General features: G+C 46.8%; 29 protein-coding genes and 1 riboswitch. Of the genes, 11 read left to right on the plus strand and 18 right to left on the minus strand.

Annotation, left to right across the window (positions count from 1 at the left end; translation table 11 throughout):
- Positions 1-19: 19 nt before the first annotated feature.
- Together ODZ53_RS17620 and ODZ53_RS17625 are read right to left on the minus strand one after the other, a co-directional pair.
- Entirely contained in the window at positions 20-220 is a 201-nt protein-coding gene (locus tag ODZ53_RS17620; RefSeq protein WP_372678743.1) for a hypothetical protein, read from the minus strand.
- Between the two features lie 31 nt (positions 221-251).
- Positions 252-452, minus strand: a complete 201-nt coding sequence (locus tag ODZ53_RS17625; RefSeq protein WP_372678745.1) for a hypothetical protein — start codon at positions 450-452, stop codon at positions 252-254.
- A 191-nt stretch (positions 453-643) separates the two neighbouring features.
- Between ODZ53_RS17625 and ODZ53_RS17630 the strand changes: the two genes are divergently transcribed.
- Positions 644-1,528: an NAD(P)-dependent oxidoreductase gene (locus ODZ53_RS17630; protein ID WP_015892849.1), complete on the plus strand. Its 885-nt coding sequence runs from the start codon at positions 644-646 to the stop codon at positions 1,526-1,528.
- A gap of 51 nt (positions 1,529-1,579) precedes the next feature.
- Here the strand turns inward: ODZ53_RS17630 and ODZ53_RS17635 are convergent, their stop codons facing one another.
- Positions 1,580-2,641 (minus strand): AI-2E family transporter, encoded by a 1,062-nt coding sequence (locus ODZ53_RS17635; protein ID WP_372678747.1) that lies wholly within the window; start codon positions 2,639-2,641, stop codon positions 1,580-1,582.
- A gap of 203 nt (positions 2,642-2,844) precedes the next feature.
- Between ODZ53_RS17635 and ODZ53_RS17640 the strand changes: the two genes are divergently transcribed.
- Positions 2,845-5,757 carry a WG repeat-containing protein gene (locus ODZ53_RS17640; protein ID WP_372678749.1) on the plus strand — a complete coding sequence of 971 codons (2,913 nt, stop codon included), beginning with the start codon at positions 2,845-2,847 and terminating at the stop codon, positions 5,755-5,757.
- A 50-nt stretch (positions 5,758-5,807) separates the two neighbouring features.
- Here ODZ53_RS17640 and ODZ53_RS17645 read toward each other — a convergent pair whose 3' ends face one another.
- A complete protein-coding gene (locus ODZ53_RS17645; RefSeq protein WP_253901792.1) occupies positions 5,808-6,029 on the minus strand; it encodes a hypothetical protein in 222 nt (73 codons plus the stop codon).
- Between ODZ53_RS17645 and ODZ53_RS17650 the strand changes: the two genes are divergently transcribed.
- Positions 6,028-6,525, plus strand: coding sequence for a GNAT family N-acetyltransferase (locus ODZ53_RS17650; protein ID WP_372678752.1), 498 nt, complete (start codon positions 6,028-6,030; stop codon positions 6,523-6,525). The genes ODZ53_RS17645 and ODZ53_RS17650 overlap by 2 nt on opposite strands.
- Before the next feature lie 73 nt (positions 6,526-6,598).
- Here ODZ53_RS17650 and ODZ53_RS17655 read toward each other — a convergent pair whose 3' ends face one another.
- The gene (locus ODZ53_RS17655; protein ID WP_016740332.1) at positions 6,599-7,132 is read right to left on the minus strand and encodes an acyl-CoA thioesterase; all 534 of its coding nucleotides are present in this window, start codon (positions 7,130-7,132) and stop codon (positions 6,599-6,601) included.
- A 167-nt stretch (positions 7,133-7,299) separates the two neighbouring features.
- On the opposite strand from ODZ53_RS17655, the gene ODZ53_RS17660 reads away from it, so the two are divergent.
- From ODZ53_RS17660 to ODZ53_RS17685, 6 genes are all read left to right on the plus strand, one after another.
- Entirely contained in the window at positions 7,300-7,509 is a 210-nt protein-coding gene (locus ODZ53_RS17660; protein WP_372678754.1) for a hypothetical protein, read from the plus strand.
- A gap of 380 nt (positions 7,510-7,889) precedes the next feature.
- Positions 7,890-8,834: a GNAT family N-acetyltransferase gene (locus ODZ53_RS17665; protein ID WP_234125375.1), complete on the plus strand. Its 945-nt coding sequence runs from the start codon at positions 7,890-7,892 to the stop codon at positions 8,832-8,834.
- A 231-nt stretch (positions 8,835-9,065) separates the two neighbouring features.
- Entirely contained in the window at positions 9,066-10,808 is a 1,743-nt protein-coding gene (gene spoIIP, locus ODZ53_RS17670) for a stage II sporulation protein P (RefSeq protein WP_372678757.1), read from the plus strand.
- A gap of 145 nt (positions 10,809-10,953) precedes the next feature.
- The gene (locus ODZ53_RS17675; RefSeq protein ID WP_372678759.1) at positions 10,954-11,820 is read left to right on the plus strand and encodes a pentapeptide repeat-containing protein; all 867 of its coding nucleotides are present in this window, start codon (positions 10,954-10,956) and stop codon (positions 11,818-11,820) included.
- Positions 11,821-12,012: 192 nt separating this feature from the next.
- Positions 12,013-12,597, plus strand: coding sequence for a sigma-70 family RNA polymerase sigma factor (locus ODZ53_RS17680; RefSeq protein WP_372678761.1), 585 nt, complete (start codon positions 12,013-12,015; stop codon positions 12,595-12,597).
- A complete protein-coding gene (locus ODZ53_RS17685) occupies positions 12,587-13,342 on the plus strand; it encodes a hypothetical protein (RefSeq protein ID WP_372678763.1) in 756 nt (251 codons plus the stop codon). Before ODZ53_RS17680 ends, ODZ53_RS17685 begins: the two co-directional genes overlap by 11 nt.
- Positions 13,343-13,477: 135 nt before the next feature.
- On the opposite strand, the gene ODZ53_RS17690 is transcribed toward ODZ53_RS17685, so the two are convergent.
- The 13 genes from ODZ53_RS17690 to queC form a co-directional block, all read right to left on the minus strand.
- Complete coding sequence (locus ODZ53_RS17690; protein WP_015892832.1) at positions 13,478-13,816, minus strand: YmaF family protein; 339 nt, start codon at positions 13,814-13,816, stop codon at positions 13,478-13,480.
- A 128-nt stretch (positions 13,817-13,944) separates the two neighbouring features.
- Entirely contained in the window at positions 13,945-14,508 is a 564-nt protein-coding gene (lepB, locus tag ODZ53_RS17695) for a signal peptidase I (protein WP_015892831.1), read from the minus strand.
- A 104-nt stretch (positions 14,509-14,612) separates the two neighbouring features.
- Positions 14,613-14,900 carry a hypothetical protein gene (locus tag ODZ53_RS17700; protein ID WP_372678766.1) on the minus strand — a complete coding sequence of 96 codons (288 nt, stop codon included), beginning with the start codon at positions 14,898-14,900 and terminating at the stop codon, positions 14,613-14,615.
- Between the two features lie 55 nt (positions 14,901-14,955).
- The gene (locus tag ODZ53_RS17705; RefSeq protein ID WP_372678791.1) at positions 14,956-15,426 is read right to left on the minus strand and encodes a GNAT family N-acetyltransferase; all 471 of its coding nucleotides are present in this window, start codon (positions 15,424-15,426) and stop codon (positions 14,956-14,958) included.
- A gap of 26 nt (positions 15,427-15,452) precedes the next feature.
- On the minus strand, positions 15,453-15,632 hold the full coding sequence (locus ODZ53_RS17710) for a hypothetical protein (protein WP_172141044.1): 180 nt from the start codon (positions 15,630-15,632) through the stop codon (positions 15,453-15,455).
- A gap of 179 nt (positions 15,633-15,811) precedes the next feature.
- A complete protein-coding gene (locus ODZ53_RS17715) occupies positions 15,812-16,168 on the minus strand; it encodes a group I truncated hemoglobin (protein ID WP_199929820.1) in 357 nt (118 codons plus the stop codon).
- 139 nt (positions 16,169-16,307) lie between these two features.
- Positions 16,308-16,844, minus strand: coding sequence for a hypothetical protein (locus ODZ53_RS17720; protein ID WP_372678768.1), 537 nt, complete (start codon positions 16,842-16,844; stop codon positions 16,308-16,310).
- Positions 16,845-17,065: 221 nt separating this feature from the next.
- Positions 17,066-17,431, minus strand: a complete 366-nt coding sequence (locus ODZ53_RS17725) for an HsmA family protein (RefSeq protein WP_087351430.1) — start codon at positions 17,429-17,431, stop codon at positions 17,066-17,068.
- Between the two features lie 131 nt (positions 17,432-17,562).
- The gene (locus ODZ53_RS17730; RefSeq protein WP_016738696.1) at positions 17,563-17,766 is read right to left on the minus strand and encodes a hypothetical protein; all 204 of its coding nucleotides are present in this window, start codon (positions 17,764-17,766) and stop codon (positions 17,563-17,565) included.
- 137 nt (positions 17,767-17,903) lie between these two features.
- Positions 17,904-18,401 carry a preQ(1) synthase gene (queF, locus tag ODZ53_RS17735; RefSeq protein WP_007729714.1) on the minus strand — a complete coding sequence of 166 codons (498 nt, stop codon included), beginning with the start codon at positions 18,399-18,401 and terminating at the stop codon, positions 17,904-17,906.
- 41 nt (positions 18,402-18,442) lie between these two features.
- Entirely contained in the window at positions 18,443-19,162 is a 720-nt protein-coding gene (gene queE, locus ODZ53_RS17740) for a 7-carboxy-7-deazaguanine synthase QueE (RefSeq protein ID WP_199929824.1), read from the minus strand.
- Positions 19,159-19,647, minus strand: coding sequence for a 6-carboxytetrahydropterin synthase QueD (gene queD, locus ODZ53_RS17745; RefSeq protein WP_015892823.1), 489 nt, complete (start codon positions 19,645-19,647; stop codon positions 19,159-19,161). The genes queE and queD overlap by 4 nt, the downstream gene beginning before the upstream one ends.
- Positions 19,647-20,315, minus strand: coding sequence for a 7-cyano-7-deazaguanine synthase QueC (gene queC, locus ODZ53_RS17750; RefSeq protein ID WP_087349349.1), 669 nt, complete (start codon positions 20,313-20,315; stop codon positions 19,647-19,649). The genes queD and queC overlap by 1 nt, the downstream gene beginning before the upstream one ends.
- A gap of 97 nt (positions 20,316-20,412) precedes the next feature.
- Positions 20,413-20,456, minus strand: a riboswitch (PreQ1 riboswitch).
- Positions 20,457-20,610: 154 nt separating this feature from the next.
- On the opposite strand from queC, the gene ODZ53_RS17755 reads away from it, so the two are divergent.
- Complete coding sequence (locus ODZ53_RS17755; protein WP_372678772.1) at positions 20,611-21,636, plus strand: asparaginase; 1,026 nt, start codon at positions 20,611-20,613, stop codon at positions 21,634-21,636.
- A gap of 18 nt (positions 21,637-21,654) precedes the next feature.
- Positions 21,655-22,335, plus strand: coding sequence for a copper homeostasis protein CutC (locus tag ODZ53_RS17760; protein ID WP_372678774.1), 681 nt, complete (start codon positions 21,655-21,657; stop codon positions 22,333-22,335).
- Positions 22,336-22,337: the final 2 nt, after the last annotated feature.

The following is a 22,337-nucleotide window of genomic DNA, read 5'->3' on the forward strand; positions in this document are numbered from 1 at the left end:
AGACCTCCTATGTGGTTGATTACTCATAGATGTTTCCGCTTGCAAGCTCACTGATTTTTTCTCGATCCTTGATAATTAGTGCGCTTTTTTTGCGTTCGATCACGGATGCTGCGCAAAGATTGTTCAAATGCCGATAGCTCGTACCCAACAGATCGGCAACCTCTGTTAGCTTCGCCGTCTTTAGCTCCTCGGAAGCCGTCGACCCTGTATCGCTGGACAATGTGGAGAGCAAATAGCTGGCAAAGCGATTTTCAACAGGATACAGCAGGTTTGATTTTTCCCTTCAGAATGAAGTACATGTGCTGAAGCTGATCGCCCTTCAAACAGAGGATATCACCCTTCTCAGCCTGATACAGGCGCATTTCATGGAGAGTAGCAGCATCAAAAATATCGGGCAAGGGACTATTTTGCACCAGCGTATGTAAAAGGGTGCGGTCGTGAAGTTCTTTCATGTATCAAGCCTCCTGCTCGTTTGCTTGCAGGTTATACTCTCTCTAGTAAAAGACATTTGCGCGCGAAAAAAAAGGACATATGTCCCTTTTTTCATGGAAACACAGAAGACGCGTAGCAGGAATATTCGGATAGATTCGAGAAGTACAATTGTCGAGATAATAGGAAAGAGAGAAACGAAGGAGTGGTTCACATGGCTTTACCTGTAAGTGAAAGAATCATTGGATTTGTAGGAACGGGTGTCATGGGGAAAAGCATGGCAAACCATTTTCTGCAAGCAGGATATACAGTTCTGGTGTACACGCGGACAAAGGAAAAAGCGGCAGATTTGCTGGCAGCCGGCGCGATTTGGAAGGAACATGTCAGTGAGCTGGCAAAAGAGGCAAACGTCATCATCACTATGGTCGGCTACCCATCTGATGTCGAGGAAGTGTATCTCGGCGCAGATGGAATTGTGGCAAATGCGAAGCCGGGCACTTATTTGATCGATATGACGACATCAAAGCCGTCGCTGGCGAAACATATTTATGAGGAAGCCAAAAAGCACGAGCTGCATTCCTTGGATGCGCCTGTCTCCGGTGGAGATGTGGGCGCACGTGAAGCGCGACTGACCATCATGGTTGGTGGCGATCAGGAAGTATTTGATGCGATGGAGCCTGTGTTTACAATCATGGGGACAAACGTCGTGTTGCAGGGTGGACCAGGTGCAGGTCAGCATACGAAAATGTGCAACCAGATTTGCATTGCGACGAACATGATCGGTGTATGTGAAGCGATCGCGTATGCGAAAAAAGCAGGTCTGGACCCAGAGAAAGTGCTGACGAGCATTGGGGCGGGTGCGGCAGGCAGCTGGTCGCTGTCGAATCTGGCGCCGCGCATGATCGCGGGCAACTTTGCCCCTGGCTTTTACGTCAAACATTTTATCAAGGACATGGGAATCGCTTTGGAAGCAGCGGAGGAAATGGGGCTGATGACACCAGGACTCGCACTCTCCAAATCGCTTTATGAAGAACTGGCAGCAAACGGCGAGGCAGATAGCGGCACGCAAGCTTTGATCAAATGGTTTGAAGGCAAGTAAAGGCAAAAAGGAGCCCTTCTCACGAGGGGCTCCTTCTCTATGTCCATCATGTTACGTGTTGACTTGTACTTCTCGTACATCCTTTGGAACGGATTTATTTTTGGTAGGGGGTTGTTCCATTTTCTTCACTTCCAAGATGTCGAGCAAGAAAACAAAGGACGGAATTCCAACAATCAGTCCCCATACTCCAAAGAAATGCTCGGAAAAGATCAGAACGATAAATGTGTAGAAAATCGGCAAGTGAGTCTTCGTTGCCATTAAGCGAGGATTCAACACATAGGCTTCCAGCGCGTGAATCACCATGATGAAAATGAGCAAATAGACGACGGTTGCGATACCACCGACACTGAAGGCGATGGCACTGAGCGGAATCAATGAAATGGCGACACCTGCAACCGGAATGAGTCCCAGTATGAAGACCATGATCGCGAGTCCCAATAGATTTGGAAAGCCCATGATCCATAGACCGATGACGGTGAAGGTCGTATTGAATAAGGCGATCAACAACTGTGTTTCGATTACTTTGCCAAAGGTCAGGATGAATTTTTGACTGAAGTAGGCGATCTCGTTGTATAACCAGGATAATTTGCTCGTACGAAATTGAGCGGTAAATGTAACGACATTGTCTTTGCCGAGCAGGAAAAACAGGCTCAAAATAATCGCCAGAAAGACATTGAACCCAACGTTTCTGACCACTGCGAGAAAATCAAGGCTGCCTTGAACGATGCCCTTCATATCTAGCTTCCCAACAACAGACATAAGATAGGGGGCAAACTCATTGTTCTGATTTTGGTGGTACACTTCCTCGATGGAATGGAACAATTGTCCGGTTTGGTGAATCAGAGCCGGAATGGCTTTCATCCCACCCACTACGAGAAAGAATGTCAGCAACATATAGAGAAAAATGAGAATCAGCTTGGGATGGATCGGCACGACTTTGTGTGTGAGACGCGTGAGGTATTGATGCAGCCGATTCATTAAATAGGTAACTAAAAAGGTAAGCAATACCATGTTCAGCATACTTCCCAAGGAGTAAAGCAACAAACAAAACAACGCCAAAATCCCAAATCGTCTTACATCCGGCTTTTGCAAGGCGGCAGCAAAGAAATTCATGGGAACATCCTTTCCAAGTGCTCTTTTCAGCACTCCCATCCGTATACGATGATTATACTGCGTCGGTGTGAACAATTATAGCACGCTTAAAAGCGAGTGGAGGGAAAGAAAAGGTTCCAGTTGTTTGAAAAAGTGCAACGAAACTATTTCGCCCTACGAAGCGTCAAAGGAAGGGAATGTTTGACAAGGGAGGCCAATCACCAATGAACATAAAAACAAAAACCGCGAGTCTGGTTACCGCGGTCATACTCGGGGCAAGTGCGTGGACTTCTTCTGTCCATGCGGCTACGTTTTCCCAGATTCAGCCGTATACAACAGACTACAAGATCGGTTTTACGGACGGTAACAAGCTGGTCACACAGGCCATTTATGATGATTTTGAGCGATCTTCCAAAAACATGATCGTAACAAAGGGAGGTAAAAAAGGAATTCTCGACGCGCGGACAGGGAAAGAAATAACTCCTGCGATTTGGGATTATATTGACATTCCGGAGTCCAAAAATATCGCGATTGTTCAAAAAGGCGGCTGGTTCCAATATATCGATTTGAAGACGCACAAGCTGTCGACCATGAAGTTTGCTGGGGCGCATCCGTATTATTTATCCAATGAGCAGGGGACAGCGATTATGTTCTCAGGAAAATCATCGATGGTGATCCATGTAGATGGAAAGGTGCTGATTCCGCCAGTTGCAGGCAAGCTGACGATGGTACAACTCGTTGCTATTGATCAGACGGAAAATAAAGAGGCGGAGAAAAAGCGTTATTTCGTCGCGACTACTCCCAAAGAGCTCATCATGTACGATCCTGCTTCCGGCAAAAAGCTGTTTGCACTGCCAAAAGCAGAACTGATTCCAAACGAAGGCGGTCCTGACACTGCATATCTCAAGGTGCGATCCGGTGGAAAAGAAGGCTTGATTGATCGCAATGGCAAGTACGTACTCGAGCCGAAATACAATGCGCTCTATATTTGGAACAATGGATACTTTCAGGTGGTCGGACCCAAGGGACAAGGGCTGTGGAAAGACGGACGAATGCTGGCAGAGCCCATTTACAAAGAAATCGGGTTCGAGCATAACAATCCTGATGTGTACTACACGGTTTCTGGAGATGTCATCACGTATTATTCCAGGTCTAAAGGTACGTCGCATCCATTGAAAAAAGGAGCCCAGTACTTGCATGGCAGCTACGTGTTGGGACAGGACCCGAAAACGAATCTGTACGGTGTCCTCCAAGTCGGGGGAGAGACGGTCATCCCCTTTGCGTATCCGCGGGTAGAAGGTCCGCCAGCGGCGCGTTTGCTCGTCCGCAGCGATGGGAAAAAAGCGATCCTCCCAGGCTGGGATAAAGAAGTCAAGGAGCCAGATTTTTGGTTCGACTCGTATGTGACCTTGGGAAGCTACAGCATGCTTAGCATTAAGGACGGAAACAAAATCGGACTTTATTCTGAAGATGAAGGCTTGGTCCTGTCTCCAGTTGAGAATCGAATCATTCGACACGAGGGAGTAACGGGGGAGGTGCTGGTGACAGAGCCCGATGGAAGGGTGCTGCGATACAGCATCAGTGGGAAACCAATAGAAGCTGTCAATCCCAATACGTTGTCCGATGATTTGACGAAAAAGTATGAGCCGGGAAAAGGCGAGATGATTGTGGACCGCAAGACGAACCAACCAATCAGCAAGCTCTACCAATATGTTTATATGGATTCCGATACCAATGTCATCGTTGCAATGGATCACGATTGGGCGGATCTTTATACCCCTAATGGCAAGCTGTTGACTACGGAGATCAAAGTCGCGGTGTGGAAGTCAGGCAACGACGGACCGCCTCTTACCTTGATCAAAGTTGCTGATTCCGTATACACGATGGGTGTGAGAGCGGGGAATGTCGGAATGGCGATGATCAAGGTCGATGACAGGCAACTCCAGGCCGTGAGCGATTTTGTGTATCGTGATGCAAACCAAATGATAGTACAAAATCAAAAGATCGTGATGACAGCACGGTTGGACGGCACGCAGGATGTATGGGCGCAAGAAGGGAACCAGCTCGTAAGCAAGCTTACTAGCGTGAAAGGTTTTCACACGGAATCTTATTTTGATCGGGTATTGATTCAGTCAACTACAGGATGGGATGTCTATTCACCACAGTTGCTCCGCTTAAGCACGGGCGATTATCAGTCCATGAAGTATATGCACTTATATGATCTTAAGACGGGTGCCATTGCCTACCAGGACAAGAAGACGGGATTGTACGGCCTTATGTCGCTGGAAGGAAAGGTGCTGACAGCGGCCAAATATGAGGCGATTTTGCCAACAAGTAAAGTATTCCCACAAGTGTGGAGTGAGGCAGACGTTCAGACGCCTTATGTATTCACAACCAAAGACCAGTTCGGTTTTCTCGATCAAGGTGGGCAAGAGCAGTTTGCTACAAGATTCCTGACGAAAAAACCTGTGGTCTCCTATAGTCCGATCACGTTCCAATCATTTACGGCCTACTCAGATACAATGCGAGCACGCCCGCTTGAGCTGATCGATTTCGGCAAACCGTATAGCTGGCCAGCTGGCGGCAACAGCGAGAGCCATTTTTTTGCCAATCTGGGGCTTTATTTAAATCTGCCGAAGGATGCAGGCAAGCAGGCGGTACTTGCTGAGCTGGTGTCCAAGGGAATCGTCAAGGCAGATGAGAACCGCTCTGTTATGAGTGACGAGGATATGTTCCGAGTGGCTTATTTCATGGCGACAGGCAAAACAAGCCAAGCGATGACGACGCCACAGGTGTTGGAGTGGGCACAGAAGCGGGGAATTGTGCCAGTGCGAGAGGGAATGAGCTACTACATGACGATGAATTTGTACGCGGAGTATCAGCACATCTTGATGACAGAGCTTATGCGTTCCCTGAAAGGAAAAAAAGTGCTCAAGCCAAAGGTGTTAACGACGACTTCACTCAGTGACGCACAACAGCAAATGCTTACAACAGCGCTGATCGTGAATGGAAAGCCGGCCAATCAACTGCGAGTGCCGCTGCCACAAGCCGAGTGGCAAAAAGCCATTCAAGGCTTGGTCAATCAGTATAATAAGCAAGCAGCTCAATTGCTTGCGGCCTATGAAGCGAAGCTGTGAGCAGATAAACGTAATGGCGCGGGTGTTCATCCTGCGCCATTCTTGTGCTATTAAAAAAACGGCCAATATTTTACAATTAACCAATAGAAGGCAGCGTGAACGCAAGCCGAGACGGCCAAGGACACAATGAATGAAACAAACGAAATCTGATCGAGCTTGTAAGCGACAAAGAAAAATATCGTAAAGGCAATAAAGGCGATAAACGTGCCTTCTTCCAAATAAGCAACAGCCAAATTCATTCCACCCCGATTCAAGAAAGGATACGTACTCATGATGATTACTGTCGAAAAATTAAGCAAACAAGATGCAGCCAGCTTGTTTCAATTTGAAGTGCGCAATCGCGCCTTTTTCGAAAAATCGGTTCCCAGCCGTGGAGACGCTTACTACCAATATGACCATTTTTTACGGGGTCTGCAAGCCTTGCTCGACGAGCAGGAGCAAGGTATCTCGTTTTTTGGCCTCATCAAAAACAGCCAGGGTGACATCTTGGGCAGAATGAATTTGGTAGACATCGAGAAAGACGAAGGAATCGGACATCTCGGCTATCGAGTCGGGGAAGATACCACTGGAAAAGGAGTGGCTTCACAAGCACTGAAGCTCTTTTTGGAGGGGCATGCTCCCCACTTGAATGTCAGAATGATCTGTGCGAAAACCACACCGAATAACATCTCCTCGCAAAAAGTGTTGCTGAAAAATGGATTCGAACCCTATAACATGGAGTCGGAAACACCGGATGACTTTCTCCACTATCGCTTGTGCGTTGTTTAAAAAGCTGCTGGCTGAAGGTATGAAGCTACAGCCAAAAGTCCCCTGCCTGTAAAAGGTAAGGGGACTTTTGGCGTTACGGGGTGTTCAGTAATGGCTCCCACGGACGTCTCGTTCCGAGCATATCCGCGAGATGCTTGTTATCCTTGCGCCTGATTTTTCGTGCCGCAGCACGCTCGTCAGCACCATTGTGCAGGAATACCTCCTCTTCCGTCTCCGGCACGATCTTGGGTACAGGGGTAGGCCGCCCATCCTCGCCAATCGCTACAAACGTGAGAAATGATGTGGCACAGACGCATCGTACTCCCGTTAGCAAATCTTCCGCAACAATTTTGACGAATACCTCCATCGACGTGTTATGCGTCCATATGACGAAGGCTTCGAGTGCAACCTCATTGTCCACCCGGATTGGCTGCAAAAAGTCGACGGAATCTGTCGAGGCGGTCACAACCGGCCCCCGGGCATGCTTCATGGCAGAGATCGATGCAACATCGTCGATATGCGCCATCAGCCTGCCGCCGAACAGCGTATTGTGATTGTTCGTATCCGGGGGCAGCACATGGCTTGCTTTGAACGTGCGCGACTCCCGAACAAAACGTTGAATCGTCATAAAGGTAGCTCCCTTCTTTCTTGCAATCAGATTATGAATGATGAAAATCTTCTCTTCTTTTCATTGTTCCACAAAAAAATGGATCTATTCTTCTTCAGTGGAGTAAGGCGGCGAATTTTATCAAAGGCTATGGACGGGATAAGGTATGCAAGAGGAGGTGTTCCGGTTTGGGGGACTATGTGCAGTATTTCAATAATCTTGTCGCTTCGATCAATGATATTCCGAACAAGCTGATGAGCGTTGTATCTGTGATTCATGCACCTATTCAGCATTTGACGAACACATTGATTGTCACAAACATCCTGTTGGGTCTACTTGTACTGACCTCCATTGCGAATGTGTATATACTTTGGCGAAACGGCAAAAAGAGACACTGATGCTGTTGCCACGAATGTCATTTGCCGCTATACTTGTGGAGTAGTTTCTGGATAATAATGTAACGGTTGTTGCTACGACCGTCTCTATATCGAAATGGTATGCACGTAAAAACAGCGGAAAGGAGGGTATCCACATGAAAAAAAGATCATTACTTTCTTTGTCAAAAGGAATTGGATACTCCACCGCTGTTTTCTTTGATCTTGCTCAATCACGGGAGAAGTATGTCCAAAAACGGATATAGCGACCATCCTTTGATGTAGTGGGATTCATCAGGATACAGTGGAAAAACGCCACAGGTCGCATTCCTGTGGTTTTCTTTTTAGGGCACCGCAGGATTTCCTGTGGTGTTTTTTTATTTCGAAAAAGGGAGATGGATTGTATGCAAAGAAACGGAGAGAGCATTTACGTAAGACTGGTACAAGAATCGGATGCACAGAGCCTCTTGGCGCTTGAATTGAGAAACAGAGACTTCTTTCAAAACTTCACAGGGACGAGAGAAGAGGCGTTTTACACGCTGGAAGGACAAATCGACAGGATCAAGAGCGCGATGGCATTAAAAGAAGAAGACAGAGGGTATGCTTTTGTCATCGCAAAAAAAGGACAGGATGAAATCATTGGGGAAGTCATCCTTTCAGAGGTCGTAAGAGTTAATCTGCAAAGCTGCTGGATCGGCTACTTCCTGGACAAAGAGCATAATGGAAAAGGCTACATGACGGAAGCCGTAAAGCTCGTCGTTGACTATGCCTTCGATACATTAGGTCTTCACCGTTTGGAAGCAGGAGTGATGCCGCATAATATAGGCTCGATCAAGGTGCTGCTAAAAGCTGGTTTCCACAAGGAAGGGATTGCCAAGAAAAACGTGAAAATTAATGGGCGGTGGGAAGATCACCAAACACTGGCGATCGTCAAAGAAGAACAAACCGACCAGGTGAAGCCCAAGGTTCAGCGCAAAAATCCTGGTACAGTTGCTCCACCTATGGGACCTTATACACATCTGACGGTCGTTCCAAAAGGAGCCGATTTGCTCATACTTTCTGGGCAGGTAGGAATGGACCTTCACGGAGAGTTGCCGACAAATATGAAAGAACAAGTAGAAAACACGCTACAGAACATACTGCGCAATTTTGAAAGTGAGTCCGTTACTGCGGACCATATCATCAAAATCAATATATGGGCAACCGAGCAAATGGATTGGAAGCATTTTAATCAGGTGTGGGAGAAGTTCCATGGGGGGACACCGCCAGCGATGACCATGTCTTACGTCCCGTCATTGGCAGTCCCTTCGCTCAAAGTGGAGATAGAAGCTTGGGCAGCGAAATGGTAGGAAGGAAATAGAGGAGAAAGAAAAGGGTGAGGCTTTTTGCTTCATCCTTTTTTCTGTAACTTTTTTCTAGCAAATACGTCACTATTTTCAGGAGATAGAATGATCGTGACGTTATTGCTGTTTTGAGAGCAAAAGATGTCAAAACATGAAGGAAAATGCGGACGAATCGAGAAGTTCTTTCTATTAGCGGATTTTCCAAAAATAAGAGAAAAACAGAGGGGAACGAGGAACTTGCTTTTACGAGTAAATGTCAGCTTGCTAGCTGTTTTCTTCCTGATTTTGCTGATGCCTCTGTCCATTGCGCGAGCGGCCACCCATGTAGAAGTGGCGGTCGATCAGTTAAATATTCGAAGTGAGCCAGGTACGACTACCCAGATCGTTGCAACACTCAAAAAAGCGACGCGATTGCCAATCACCAAACAGCAAAAAGATTGGACACAGGTAAAGCTGCCGAACGGCAATACCGGATGGATCAATAATAAGTATGTGAAAATGATAGAAGTTCCACAGATCAAATATGTCAAAAGCAATGTGGACATGCTGAATGTTCGGGCAGAACCAAATGCCACTGCACAAATTTTGCAGATCATCGACAAAAACGGTGTGTTTTTGCAAATGAGAAAGCAAGGAGAATGGGCACAAATTAAGCTGTCGGATCAAAAGAACGGCTGGGTGAAAGCTAGTTTCTTGACGGAGACAACGGCACCACCACCACCAAAACCACCCCAGGTACCAGCACAAATCCCAGACCCGACAACAATTCCGGCACCACCGCCTCCCCCTCTTGTACTCCCATCCAATACAGGGAGTGGATTTGGGCAAGGGACAATCGTATTAACCGAAGGCTATGAAGTTTATGCACAGCCAGATATTCTTGGTACCGTCATTGGTGAAATCCATGGCGGGATGACAATCAATCATTACGGATATGCAAATGGCTGGTACACCATCAACTTTAACGGGACCTATGCCTATATCTTCAAACCAATGGAACATACTGGGGTCGTTCAGCCACCGTCGAGTCCAACACCGGGGGCACCAGCGACTTTGCCAACAACACCGCCTCCCTCTGTACAAGAACTACAGATTCGCGTCAAAAACCCTGATTCTAACATCCGCAACGGTCCCACAACCGATCATGCCATCATCGGAACTGTTCAACCCGGACAAGTATTCCCGGTTGTGCAAACCGAAGGAGACTGGTACCTTATCAGGCTGGCAGACAATTCGACTGCCTACATCGCGGGGTGGATCGTAGATAAGATTCAACCAACGGGTACTCTGCCACCGACAGGAGCAACGTACGAGTACAACAGTGGGATGATTGGAAACGAGAAAGTGTATATCTATCACACCCATAATCGTGAGTCATGGCGAAATGTTGCACGGAACCAACAAGGGAGCTCGGTAGATGATCCCGAGATTAACATCACGCTTGTTGGAAAAAGGCTGGGCGAGCTGTTGCAAGCAAGAGGTATTTCGGCAATGGCGAGCCAGGACGATTTCGCTCAGAGATTGAGGGAACAAAATAAAAGCTACTCGATGTCTTATACCGAGTCGTACAAGGCGGTAGCGGCAGCGGCTGCAACCAGTCCGCACTTGCAGTACATTTTCGATATTCATCGGGACAGTGATGAGCCACGCAGCAAGGTAGCGATCACGATCAATGGCAAAACCTATTCCCGGATGCTGTTTGTAATCGGAACAGCGAACCCGAACCATCTGGCGAACAAAAAGCTGGCAGAAGAGCTGAACGCCCGTCTGGAAGCCTCTTATCCCGGTTTGTCGCGGGGGATTATCCTGAAAGGTTCAAACCAAGGGAACGGGGTGTACAATCAGTCCATTTCCGAGGGAGCCCTGCTTTTGGAATTCGGTGGTACGAACAACACCTTGGAAGAAGGCTATCATACAGCAGAAGCATTTGCCGAAGTCTTTGGGAATTACCTGATCGAATCTCAAATTGCATTCAAATAAACGGTATTGACCGTTTATTTGAAGACCGCAAGCGGTCACACTCTGTTTTATGAAAAACATCGAGATGTTTTTCACAGATTCAAGTAGCACGATTCTTTTCGCCACACGCGAGAGAATCGTGTTTTTTTCCGGGAGGATCATTTATATGGCTACACATCAAGAACACATCCATTCGACTAACAATAACAGTCGCGGTCATCTTCAAGGTAACTGTGAAAGCTGCTTTGGCTTGTGCTGTGTGGCATTGCCTTTTGCTGCTTCCTCTGACTTTGCCATCAATAAAGACGCAGGCAATCCCTGTAGTAACTTACAGGCAGACTTCCGGTGTGGTGTTCACACAAAGCTGAGAGACATCGGCTTTCGCGGTTGTACGGTCTACGATTGTTTTGGAGCGGGTCAAAAGGTGTCTCAAGTCACTTATGGCGGCCAAGATTGGCGTAAAGAACCCGGATTAGCGAAACAAATGTACGAAGTATTTCCGATCGTGTGGCAGCTTCATGAGCTGCTCTGGTATATGACGGAGGCGTTGACCAAGGAAGCTGCCCAGTCCCTCCATCCTGCGTTGCAGGAAGCTTTGGAGGAGACACAGCGCTTGGCGGATCAGAGTCCCGAGGCCATCCTGAAGCTGGACGTCGCTCTTCATCGAGCAAAAGTTAACGAACTATTGCTACGGACAAGTGAACTGGTACGCAAGGACGCTGTTGCCAAGTACAAAGGGGGCAAGCAAGGAAAGTCCTACGGCCGAGGCGTTGATCTCATCGGTGCCAAGCTCAAAGGCGCTGATTTACGAGGAGCCCTATTGCGCGGTTCTTATTTGATTGCTGCTGATCTGAGAGGAGCAGATTTGCGGGGAGCTGACCTCATTGGTGCTGATTTTCGCGATACAGACGTGAGCGGAGCGAACTTGACGGAGACGTTGTTTCTCACGCAGGTTCAGCTCAACGCGGCGAAGGGCGATGCAAGCACCAAGCTGCCACCATCGTTCACGCGTCCACCGCACTGGGCTAAATAATGGACCAAAAGCAGGATGTCATTCGTTGACAGCCTGCTTTTTTTCTTCATAGGGTATCCACACGTCATTTCCTCCGCTTTTTAAAAATGGTTGTTAATACAATTCTACTTTTTCCGTATTAACTATCGTGAGGCTCACAAACCAGACAAATTGCGCAATTTGTTGATGACAACAAGAAGGGAGGGGAAGTAGTTGGAGATTGCCCAAGTGAACACAGGCATCTGCCAAAACGAAGAAAACGCGAGACAAGTAGAAAGCATGTCGACCGAAACGTTTGCCCAAATGTATGGTGCGTACTATAAGCGCGTCTATAAATATATTTGCTATCGGATCAACAACCACTACGCAGCAGAAGAAATATGTAGCCATGTGTTTGAAATGGTGATTTCAAAATATAGCAGTTTTTCACCGGAAAAATCAAACTTTGAAGTCTGGCTGTTTGCGATCGCCCGAAACGCAGTGGCAGATTACTTCCGCTCACAGAAAAAAAGAATCAGCTTTTCATTAGATTCGATTCTGAATCTGGTCTTGCCGAAGTCGTCACCGGAAGACATCGTGATCCGCGACGACAATCATCAAGCCTTATTTAAAGCACTGGCGAAGCTGAGTGACAAGGAACGCAATATCATCGCCATGAAATATGCGGCTGGTCTTAAAAACGCAGAAATCGCAGAACTTCTTGGTGTCAGTGGTTCAAATATTGGTGTCGTTCTCTACAGATGCTTGAAAAAGCTGCAAATGGAATTGCAAAAAGGGGGCTTCCGTTATGAAGAGTAAGCATGATCTAGACGATTTTCGTGAACTCACCGACTTGCTTACTGATCTGGAGCTGGATGACGCCACTCCAAAAGCCAGCATATACAATCGGCTGAAATTCAAATTGGAATCAGGAAACATACGACAAAATGATAATAAAAAGGACGGGATCTCTATGAAAACGAATAAATGGAAAGCTGCCACAGTTAGTGCCGTTGCTGTTGTTTGCCTGTTAGGTGCATTCTCGACTACATCGTTTGCCCAAGGAATGCTGCAGACGATCTTGGCACGCTTCCAGGTTGGGAACATGGAAATTACTCAATACGATAAAGAGCTGCCTGCTGCACAGTCCAATACCCAAGAAATCGAAATACCTAGAGAACAAAAGGCCCCTCCTCAGATGACAGTGGAAGAAGCACGCGCAGCTAGCAAAATGGACTTTCCCGCACCGACATGGTTGTCAGAGCATTATTCCTATGTGAACACGGTCATTCAAGGCGAGCGAATGGTAGAAGTTCAGTATAAAAAAGAGAAAGAGTTTATTTCCTTGCTGATTTCAAACGGTGGCGAAAACGGCATCAGCACGACAGAGGGTGTCAAGATCGAAACCATTGGCGGGAAAAAGGTACATTTCGCCAACGGAATCGTGATTTGGGAGCATGAAGGATTCACGTACGAGCTGTACCAGATGGCAGAGAAGAGCTTCGATGCTGCGACCATCGGCAACATCATCGAATCCTTGTCAACGAAATCCGTCAAAAAATAAGTAGTTGTTACTTCACCACGATCAGGACAATCCAAGGTATCGCAACCTGTATACAATGGACTGTCCGTTGGTGTCCATGTTGGAAAAATGAGAAGAGGAAGGGAGGCTGTTCCAAAGAGGGACAGCCTTTTTCTTTTAAGACAGGGCCTCACTAGTTACGCCCCGGTAGTAATGAGTGTGCCCGTCATCATAAGTGGTTTGCCCTGAAAACTCGTGGTAATGGCTTCCATCTGGCAACGGTATAGGCGGCCCCGTCCATCCTCTGTAGTGATGCACATGTCCATCATTAAAAGTAGTGGTACCTTCGTAGTAATGGACGTGCCGATCTCTCATTCCTTCTGGGGGCGATGTTCTGCCACGGATTCGGTGACGATGACGATCCGAAATGCTCGTCAGTGTGTCATACCCATGAAAATGCCCGGGTCGATCGGCAAATCGGATAAAGCGTAATGAATGAGAGTGCTGAGAGCTCATCAAGAAACGCCCCTTTGCATGCATTTATCACTAGTAAATGCGTTTGTCAGCCGTTTCGAAACGGGCATTCGTCTATTGGGAAAAGGAAAGAGAGCCCTCCTCAGTGGAAAAGGCTCTCTCACGTCTGATTAAAACAGTTTTTTCCCCATGATATGATCGAGTGGAATCACGCCAATGACTCTACTATCATCGCTATTGTTACGATTGTCCCCCATCACAAACACATGGTTTTCTGGTATGACGATCTTGGCGTCAGGTAAGTCGACCATTTTTTCTTTTATGTACGGCTCGTTTAACGGCTGTCCATTCCGATACAGACTCTCGTTCTTAAACTCCAACGTATCGCCAGGTTTTCCGATGACTCGTTTTACCCAGAATGTTTTGGCTTCGCTTTTCCCCATGGCAAGCATGAGTAGAGGATTTTCAAGGATGTCATCTTTTAACGTACGATCTCGGTTTACACGGCTGTCGATCACGACAATATCGTTGTACTCGGGGAGATAAGAGAATGTGTGGGACAATTTCGACACATAGATGCGTTCGTCGTTTTGCAAAGTGGGCTCCATCGATTGTCCATTCACTTTAAAAGGTTGGAGGACAAATACGTTAACAAGCATTGCGAGTGAAAGGGAGATGCCCAATGTTTTGGTCCAGCCCCATATTTCTTTTGCGCTTTTCAAATCAGACCGCATCCTTCCCCGTGTAAGATTTACTTTAGTGTGGCTACTGATTAGTACGTGAAACGGTGCTTTTGGGTTACATTAATGAAAAAGAGAAGCTTGTGAAACAAAAGGAATTAAGCAAAAAAACTGAAAAAGATGACAGCAAAAATGCCACTGGGGACAGAGGCGAGCAGGAAACAAAAGGTCCATTTCCATCTGCTTTTATAATCTTGCACTTCATGTTCTTTGTAATAGGCTGAGGGAGTGCTAAGGGCGTTATAGACCATTAATCCAGCTAGTGTAAGGAGTCCAAACGTAAGATACTCCGCATAATTGCCAGCTTGATCGATGTTCCCTGTCGTTATCGCTATGATCATACAGAGAATCTGCAAAACAGCGCCAAATCCAAGTGCTTTCAGCATGTGAACGACCTACTTTGTTGGATATTTTAAACGATAATGACGAGTGGCTATAAGATTAGATCTTTTTAACAAAAGTAACCCGGTCATTTCCTTTTCCATCATAATTTGAAGTCACATCAATTCCATCCACGCTTTTATCTCCTTTCTCAACGACAAAACCTAGCTTCATGTGGAAGGAGATTGAGCCTTTATTAACGGGGGAGGTAATGCATCGAATCGTATTACATCCTTTTTGTTCTACGGTTTGAAAGAAATGATAGTATAATTCGCGTCCCCAGCCATCTTTTCTCTTGTCCGGATGTACCCCAACGAAATGAATGTAAGCTTCGCTAGGCAACGTCTGGGACAAGAAGCCGATGAGGAACGCGATAACTTCTCCCTTCTCTTCAACAATAAAGCTCGTTGACTGGAAATGGATAAAAAACAGCTTGGGTAACATATCAGACATTGGTCGCCCACCCCACCAATCGTTGAGGACGGTAATAACTTTGAGGTAGTCTTGCTCTTGTACATTTCGGATTTGCATCATGCGTGCCTCCTTCTCAACATGTTTCACTGTGACAAGTCCTTCTGCTCGGGCAATTTTTCCCAGACTACAATGATTAGCGTTGCGATAGGGCCGAGGAATAAAGAGAGAAAAAACCAGTTAAGACCGCTACGATTTTTTCCTTGAGCGAGTCCGGCGTTGATGAGGGCCAATGTACCCCAACCAACAACAAACTGATCTTTCATTTGCGAATCAGCCTCCATTGTTGAAATATTGCTCTTATTATATAGAGTTGCTAAGAGTTTTACAAAATGTGTAAGAACAAAGTAAAAATGGCCACTCGAAAACGAGGGCCACTGAGAGGAACTGGTCCGGGAACGGAAGGGGGTCCTGAACCATTGCATCAGGCGTTTTGATAACTCGGTTATTTATACAAAATATCATCCCGTAGTGATCCTACTTTGCCGAGAGCATCGGCAATATCCTCTTCGCTGACACCAAAGTGAGCCAAGGCATCACGCAAATGCTTAACGATGGCATCAAAATGAATGGGTTGCAAATTCATCCCTTCGTGAACCTTTGCCATGGACTGTCCAGTGTATTGATTCGGACCACCGAGGGCATAGCTGATGAACTTTGTTTGGTGTTTACGTTGTTTTTCCATATCGGTGTTTTTGAAAAAGTGGTTCACGGTGTCATCAGCTAAAACTAAATCATAAAAGTAGTCTACTACTTTTGCGACCGTATCTTCCCCACCGTATTTCTCGTAAAATGTACTCATTATTTGCCTCCTTAGGACGTTTGCTTCCCTTATATAGTTCACCATTGATGGAAACTTATTAAAGAAAAGCCCGCAAGCTGATGCCGATTGCATTTCGACGTCAGCCTGCGGAATAGATGCATGCCATGTGCGCTTTGTTTTAGCCAATTTTCCTGATTACTTTCGAATTTCCACCTGAACTGACAATGATCCATCCTTCAGGAACAGGTGAGGCTTGCATTACCTCAATCTGCGTTCCGTTAGGAGCACCATTGACATTTCTGATCACATTCGATCCTCCAAAGGCTCGAACCATGACCCAACCGACTGGAATAGGCGAGGCGAGCATCACCTCTACCTCCGTACCATAAGAAGCACCGTTCATATTCTTGATGACATTCGATCCTCTAAAGGCTCGAACCATGACCCATCCGGTTGGGATAGGCGAAGCTAGTAGCACCTCTACCTCCGTGCCATAAGAAGCACCGTTCACATTCCTGATCAGGTTCTGCGTTCCTAACGTTCTAACGATAACCCATCCGGCTGGAATAGGTGAGGTAAGCGACACCCAGAATTCTTCACCATACGTGGCTGCCTTTTCCTGTGGAGCGAGCGCCGCCCCTTGGACTTGTGTGGCTAGAGAGGGTACTACGACGACTGAACTTAATGACAGGATTATAAGTGCTTTTTTAAACATGATCATCAACCTTTCTGAAATGAAGAATATAATTCCTGAAATAATAATTTATTACATTTTATACAATTATCATTCTGATTACTTTAAGAGATATTGTCGAATGGTAGGCAAAGTTGACGATAGGTTAAACAGCAACGCGAAAAGCAAAAGACCCTCTCATCGGTTGAGAGGGTTGAGGTAAAGGTAGACTGTCCGCGTGCGGAGCGTAATGGAGAGCATTCCTATTTCATAAAGCTTAAAGCGACGCCAATGGAATAAGGTACAAGCCATAAAATCCATACGATCAAGCTAAATTTATGGAACTGCTTGATTTGATGTTCTTTCTTTTTCCATAGGACGACACAGGCCCACACTGTATGGAGAAACATCAAGATCAGAGCGATCAACCCAGTAATGCCATGCAAATTTAAACTGGAGTTCTCAGCAAGTAGTTTCATAAACGTAGTTCCGATCGTATCGAATGCTAAGCCAAGACCAAAAAAGATCAGGTGTTTTAACTTTAGCTCTCCTGAACGTTTTTCGCTCCATACCCCAATCGTATAGGCAATGAGAGCAAGATTTATAAAAATCACAGCTGCTACTAACACGTAAGATCATCTCCTGTTCATTTCTTTTGACTACGCTTGTAAGTGTAATCGTTGAACATGAACACAAGATGAACGACAGTGTAAATGGAGGTACCGATGCCCCTCAAATGAGGAGCACCAGTACTGCAAAGCTAGTTGTCTAGGTGCGATGGACCATCTGCATGAAACAAGTGTCTCAAGATCGCTTGACTCACTTCGGTCACTGGTTCAAAAACAAAAGCAACCAGATGTTCATGTGGCTCCAGATAGTAATTCCTGTAGCCGAGCTGAATCAACTCCCGATTAAGTCGCGCTGCATCTTCGAAACTTGCATAGAAATACAGATGCTTGGTCATGGTAATCACCTCCTTCCGCACTAAAACGTAGCAGAAGGAGTAGAATCTCACCAACGATCATGATCTTGATTTCTAATTGGAAAAGGAAAAAACCCTTATAAAAAATAAGGGTTTCTCCTTCACATCACCTATTCGCTCTACCGATTGTCGACTTTTTCCGGATACATATCATGATTCATCATCCGATGGCTAGCCATCTCCTCGTACTTCGTCCCCGGTTTCCCGTAGTTGCAATACGGATCGATCGAGATGCCGCCGCGCGGAGTGAACTTGCCCCATACCTCGATGTAGCGCGGGTCCATCAGCTTGATCAAATCGTTCATGATAACATTGACGCAATCCTCGTGAAAATCACCGTGATTACGAAAGCTGAACAAGTATAGCTTGAGCGACTTGCTCTCTACCATTTTGATATCAGGAATGTAGCTGATATAAATTGTCGCAAAATCCGGCTGGCCGGTAATCGGGCACAGGCTGGTGAATTCCGGGCAGTTGAATTTTACGAAATAATCGCGGTACGGATGCTTGTTGTCAAAAGACTCCAATACGCTCGGGTCATAGGAGTAGTTGTACGTTGTCCCTTGATTTCCCAAAAGAGTGAGGGAGGATAAATCGCGTTCTTGTTGGTGTGCCATATGAGTACAGTCCTCTTTTCTTCATGAAAGTAAAATATCGCTTAAACGCCTCGTTTATTGCCCCAGACAAGCGCATGTAGTTGGGGAAGAACCTTCGCGTCATTCATGTCAGCTGTCGCCATCGCCTGATCGATCAGCCATTCAAAGCTCTCTAAAAGCTTATCCCGAAGCGAAGGCGTATCAGCGTCAGTCAGATCGCTGTTTCCTGGCTGCAAGTAAAAGGGAACCCCTGGAAAGCGCTGATGGATGGTTCGTGCATAGGCAAAATCGGCGTCGTCGAAAACAACCACTTTCAGACTAAGTCCTGGATGTTTTTGATCCAAGAGCGCGTGCACAATTCGATCAAGCGCTTGAAAATCAGTTTCCATCCCGGAACTAGGCGGCTTCGGAGAAATCGTAATGTCGTCAATCAGTGGAAGCCACGCTTGCCACTTGCTGCCTTGTGTTTCGACTGCTGTGCGAATGCCATGCTCCTTCAAAAGGGCGATTAAGTCACCGATACCAGCCAAAAGCGCAGGATTTCCCCCGGAGATCGTGACATGAGAAAAACGATCCCCGCCTAAGCGAGTGAGCTCCTCCCAGACCGCCTCGGGCGACATTTGCCGGATTTCATCACGGGCAGATCCATCCCACGTAAAGGCGGAGTCACACCAGTTGCAACGATAGTCACAGCCAGCGGTTCGCACAAACATCGTTTTTTGTCCGATAACCATTCCTTCGCCCTGAATGGTAGGGCCGAATATTTCCAAGACCGGGATCATTCCATCATCCACTCCCGTCTTGCCTCGGCATAGCTGGTCGGTGTCTCGAACAGGCGAACGAACTCCACCCGAGCGCCGTCGTAGCGGTCGCGGTAGGCATCTGACTGCAATTGCTTTTCCATCTCTTCGAAAATCCACACGACCATGTTTTCAGCAGTGGTATTCATCGGAGGAAGCATTTCATTCAGATAGCGATGATCCAAATAAATTTCGATGTGCTCTTTCCAGATTTGCTTGATGTCACCGAAATCGATCACGAGTCCGATCTCGTCCGGAAAGCCACTGATGCCAAAGACAACCGTGTACGTATGGCCGTGGAGGTTTTTGCACTTTCCTTCATAAGCGTGCAGATGATGTGCAGCGTCAAAAGTAAATTCCTTGCTTACCAAAACACGTTTGTTATGGTAGCGAAGCTGTGATTTTTGAATATGGGTACCCAGGGCCTGCATGCGATCGACGATACGAAAATCAAAGTTCGCGCTCATCAGGCTTTTTCTCCAGGTTGATTTTTCTCGGAAAGATACGTGTCCAGTCCGGCTTTTCGCAGGTGGCAGGCAGGGCAATCGCCGCAGCCGTCTCCTTTGATGCCGTTATAGCAGGTGAGGGTATTTTCGCGAATATAGGTGAAGGCACCCAGATCGTCCGCCAGCTTCCATGTTTGTGCTTTGTTCAGCCACATGAGCGGCGTATGAATCACAAACGGATAGTCCATCGACAAATTCAATGTCACGTTGAGTGATTTGATAAAGGCGTCACGGCAGTCGGGATAACCGCTAAAATCCGTTTCGCATACACCAGTAATCAAGTGACGTGCTCCTCGTTGCTTGGCGAAAACGCCCGCAAAGGAAAGGAACAACAAGTTGCGTCCGTCGACGAACGTGGATGGCAATTGGCCTTCTTCCTGGGTAATGTCGATATCTGTGCGGGTGAGTGCATTGGGCGCGAGCTGGTTTAACAGGCTCATGTCCAATACGGAGTTTTTGACGCCGAGTTCTGCGGCAATTTGCTGGGCGCACTCGATCTCCAGCTTGTGTCGCTGACCGTAGTCAAATGTGAGGGTTTCTACTTCGCCGAATTGCTCTTTTGCCCAAAACAGGCAGGTAGTGCTGTCCTGACCTCCGCTAAAGACAACAACGGCTTTTTCCTTTTTCATCATTGCTCTCCATCTCCTCTTAATTGAATGGGAAGAAAGAGAGTTCTTGAACTTTCCTGCAAAAAAACAATAACAATACCAAAGAAAGGTACTGTTATCCAGCTTAGTTTTTTATAGAGGGAGTTCGCGAACCTCTCCCGTGCAGATGCACGGATTTCTTATTTGTGGAACCCAAGTGGGTGCCTTGAGACATTATACAACAATCACCGCAGAAGTGGGGGGATTATCGCTTGGAAAAAGATTGACGGATGGAGGGTGCTACTGCTAGTGTTTTTTCATAATCGATCAACATGGAGTGGAGTTGGTGATTTTGATAAGAGACGTCCCTTTAGTAGAAGAATATCGCGGTGGTATTCTGGAGAACGTACATAACGGCATCGTGTGCGGCGTAAATGAAAAAGGAAAGGTGGCTTATCGGGCAGGAGATGTGAATCATATCACCTTATTGCGTTCAGCAGCTAAGCCCTTTCAAGCCATTCCGATCGCCAAATGTAAAATTGATGAAAAATTCGGACTGAATAACGGCGAAGCAGCACTCTTTGCAGCCTCACATCGTGGAGAAGTCTATCATATAGAACGCTTGGAGTCGATTTTACAAAAGACCGGCATTCAGGAAAACGAATTGCTTACGTGCCCGACTTATCCGCTCAACGAGGAGCCAAAGTTTGCTTGCTTGTCCCAAGGCATAGAAAAGCGCAGGCTCTTTCATAACTGTGCGGGAAAGCATTTGGGGTACTTGGCGCTGTCAAAGGATCAAGGATATTCCACTCATGATTACTACAAGGCAGAGCATCCAGCGCAACAAGAGGCCTTGGAGGTGTTTGCCAGCCTTGCTGATTATCCAAAAGAGCAGGTACAGCTAAGCGTCGACGGTTGTGGCTTCCCGGTTTTTGCGTTGCCGCTCAAGAACCTGGCGATTGCTTATCTAAAGCTCGCATGCCCGGATCTGATCGACGATCAGAAGACACGTGAGGCAGTAGAGAGAGTGACAGGCTGGATGACGAGCAGTCCCGAGATCATTGCCAGTCACAACTTCATTTGTACAGCCCTTTTAATGGATGAAAATATAATCGCCAAAGGCGGAGCGATGGGCGTATACGGCTTTGCTTTGAAAAAGGAGAGACTCAGCTTCTCCCTGAAGGTACTGAATGGCTCTGAATTCGTATGGCCGCTTATAATCGCGTCGATCTTGGAGCAGATTCAGTATGATAATCCGGAAACCATCGACCGACTGCATGCGCTGGCGCCAAAAGCTATTAAAAACGACAATCAGTTGGTGGTCGGGGAGAAACGACCAGTTTTTGTCTTGAACAAATGCTAAAAATGGAGGCGAAGTATCATGCTAGTGGAAGTGATTGCGACTTCAGTTGAGGATGCAAAACGTGCGGAGCAGGGAGGAGCTGATAGGCTGGAGCTCATCTCGGGAATTTTGGAGGGAGGCATTACTCCCAGCTGGGGATTGATTGAGGCAGTGGTCAAGGCGGTTTCGATCCCCGTAAACGTCATGGTGCGACCGCATAGCCAATCGTTTTGCTATACAGCAGAAGAACTTTCTGTCATGCGGCAGGATGTACGAATTATCCATGAGCTTGGGGCAGCAGGTGTCGTAATTGGCATGCTGACTCCGGAAAATAGGCTTGATCAGCGGGGGATGGAGCAGGTGCTTGGTGAATCAGGTTCATTACATGTGACATTCCACCGTGCGTTTGATAATGCCGTCGATCAAATGGAAGCAGCACGTATTCTTCTGGAATATCCTCAGGTTCGTACGATTCTAACTTCTGGGGGCAAAAAAACGGCAATCGAGGGTGCTGATTGCATCGGGCAGCTCGTCAAGTTGACAGAGAACACACAGCTCGCGATTTTGGCAGGAAGCGGATTGTCGCTGGCTAACGTGGGAGACCTCGTGAAACGTACGGGTGTCAAAGAGGTTCATTTTGGATCGGCAGTACGAGAAGAAGGACAGGCTCTCCGATACGTCGATGCAGAGCGAGTGGCAGCGATCAAACAACTACTGTAAGC

Origin of the sequence: Brevibacillus sp. BD137 (assembly GCF_041644655.1) — a bacterium.
GTDB lineage: Bacteria > Bacillota > Bacilli > Brevibacillales > Brevibacillaceae > Brevibacillus > Brevibacillus brevis_D.

Excerpts from the sequence above, each read along its gene's own strand:
- ODZ53_RS17665 (WP_234125375.1), top strand. The coding sequence starts at position 7,890 with ATGCAAAGAAACGGAGAGAGCATTTACGTAAGACTGGTACAAGAATCG.
- ODZ53_RS17730 (WP_016738696.1), bottom strand. The coding sequence starts at position 17,766 with ATGACCAAGCATCTGTATTTCTATGCAAGTTTCGAAGATGCAGCGCGA.
- queE (WP_199929824.1), bottom strand. The coding sequence starts at position 19,162 with ATGATCCCGGTCTTGGAAATATTCGGCCCTACCATTCAGGGCGAAGGA.
- queC (WP_087349349.1), bottom strand. The coding sequence starts at position 20,315 with ATGAAAAAGGAAAAAGCCGTTGTTGTCTTTAGCGGAGGTCAGGACAGC.
- ODZ53_RS17685 (WP_372678763.1), top strand. The coding sequence starts at position 12,587 with ATGAAGAGTAAGCATGATCTAGACGATTTTCGTGAACTCACCGACTTG.
- ODZ53_RS17640 (WP_372678749.1), top strand. The coding sequence starts at position 2,845 with ATGAACATAAAAACAAAAACCGCGAGTCTGGTTACCGCGGTCATACTC.
- lepB (WP_015892831.1), bottom strand. The coding sequence starts at position 14,508 with ATGCGGTCTGATTTGAAAAGCGCAAAAGAAATATGGGGCTGGACCAAA.
- ODZ53_RS17625 (WP_372678745.1), bottom strand. The coding sequence starts at position 452 with ATGAAAGAACTTCACGACCGCACCCTTTTACATACGCTGGTGCAAAAT.
- ODZ53_RS17655 (WP_016740332.1), bottom strand. The coding sequence starts at position 7,132 with ATGACGATTCAACGTTTTGTTCGGGAGTCGCGCACGTTCAAAGCAAGC.
- ODZ53_RS17690 (WP_015892832.1), bottom strand. The coding sequence starts at position 13,816 with ATGAGCTCTCAGCACTCTCATTCATTACGCTTTATCCGATTTGCCGAT.
- ODZ53_RS17700 (WP_372678766.1), bottom strand. The coding sequence starts at position 14,900 with ATGCTGAAAGCACTTGGATTTGGCGCTGTTTTGCAGATTCTCTGTATG.
- ODZ53_RS17715 (WP_199929820.1), bottom strand. The coding sequence starts at position 16,168 with ATGAGTACATTTTACGAGAAATACGGTGGGGAAGATACGGTCGCAAAA.
- queD (WP_015892823.1), bottom strand. The coding sequence starts at position 19,647 with ATGAGCGCGAACTTTGATTTTCGTATCGTCGATCGCATGCAGGCCCTG.
- ODZ53_RS17650 (WP_372678752.1), top strand. The coding sequence starts at position 6,028 with ATGATGATTACTGTCGAAAAATTAAGCAAACAAGATGCAGCCAGCTTG.
- ODZ53_RS17675 (WP_372678759.1), top strand. The coding sequence starts at position 10,954 with ATGGCTACACATCAAGAACACATCCATTCGACTAACAATAACAGTCGC.
- ODZ53_RS17630 (WP_015892849.1), top strand. The coding sequence starts at position 644 with ATGGCTTTACCTGTAAGTGAAAGAATCATTGGATTTGTAGGAACGGGT.
- ODZ53_RS17635 (WP_372678747.1), bottom strand. The coding sequence starts at position 2,641 with ATGAATTTCTTTGCTGCCGCCTTGCAAAAGCCGGATGTAAGACGATTT.
- ODZ53_RS17645 (WP_253901792.1), bottom strand. The coding sequence starts at position 6,029 with ATGAGTACGTATCCTTTCTTGAATCGGGGTGGAATGAATTTGGCTGTT.
- queF (WP_007729714.1), bottom strand. The coding sequence starts at position 18,401 with ATGGCACACCAACAAGAACGCGATTTATCCTCCCTCACTCTTTTGGGA.
- ODZ53_RS17720 (WP_372678768.1), bottom strand. The coding sequence starts at position 16,844 with ATGTTTAAAAAAGCACTTATAATCCTGTCATTAAGTTCAGTCGTCGTA.
- ODZ53_RS17705 (WP_372678791.1), bottom strand. The coding sequence starts at position 15,426 with ATGCAAATCCGAAATGTACAAGAGCAAGACTACCTCAAAGTTATTACC.
- ODZ53_RS17760 (WP_372678774.1), top strand. The coding sequence starts at position 21,655 with ATGCTAGTGGAAGTGATTGCGACTTCAGTTGAGGATGCAAAACGTGCG.
- ODZ53_RS17710 (WP_172141044.1), bottom strand. The coding sequence starts at position 15,632 with ATGAAAGATCAGTTTGTTGTTGGTTGGGGTACATTGGCCCTCATCAAC.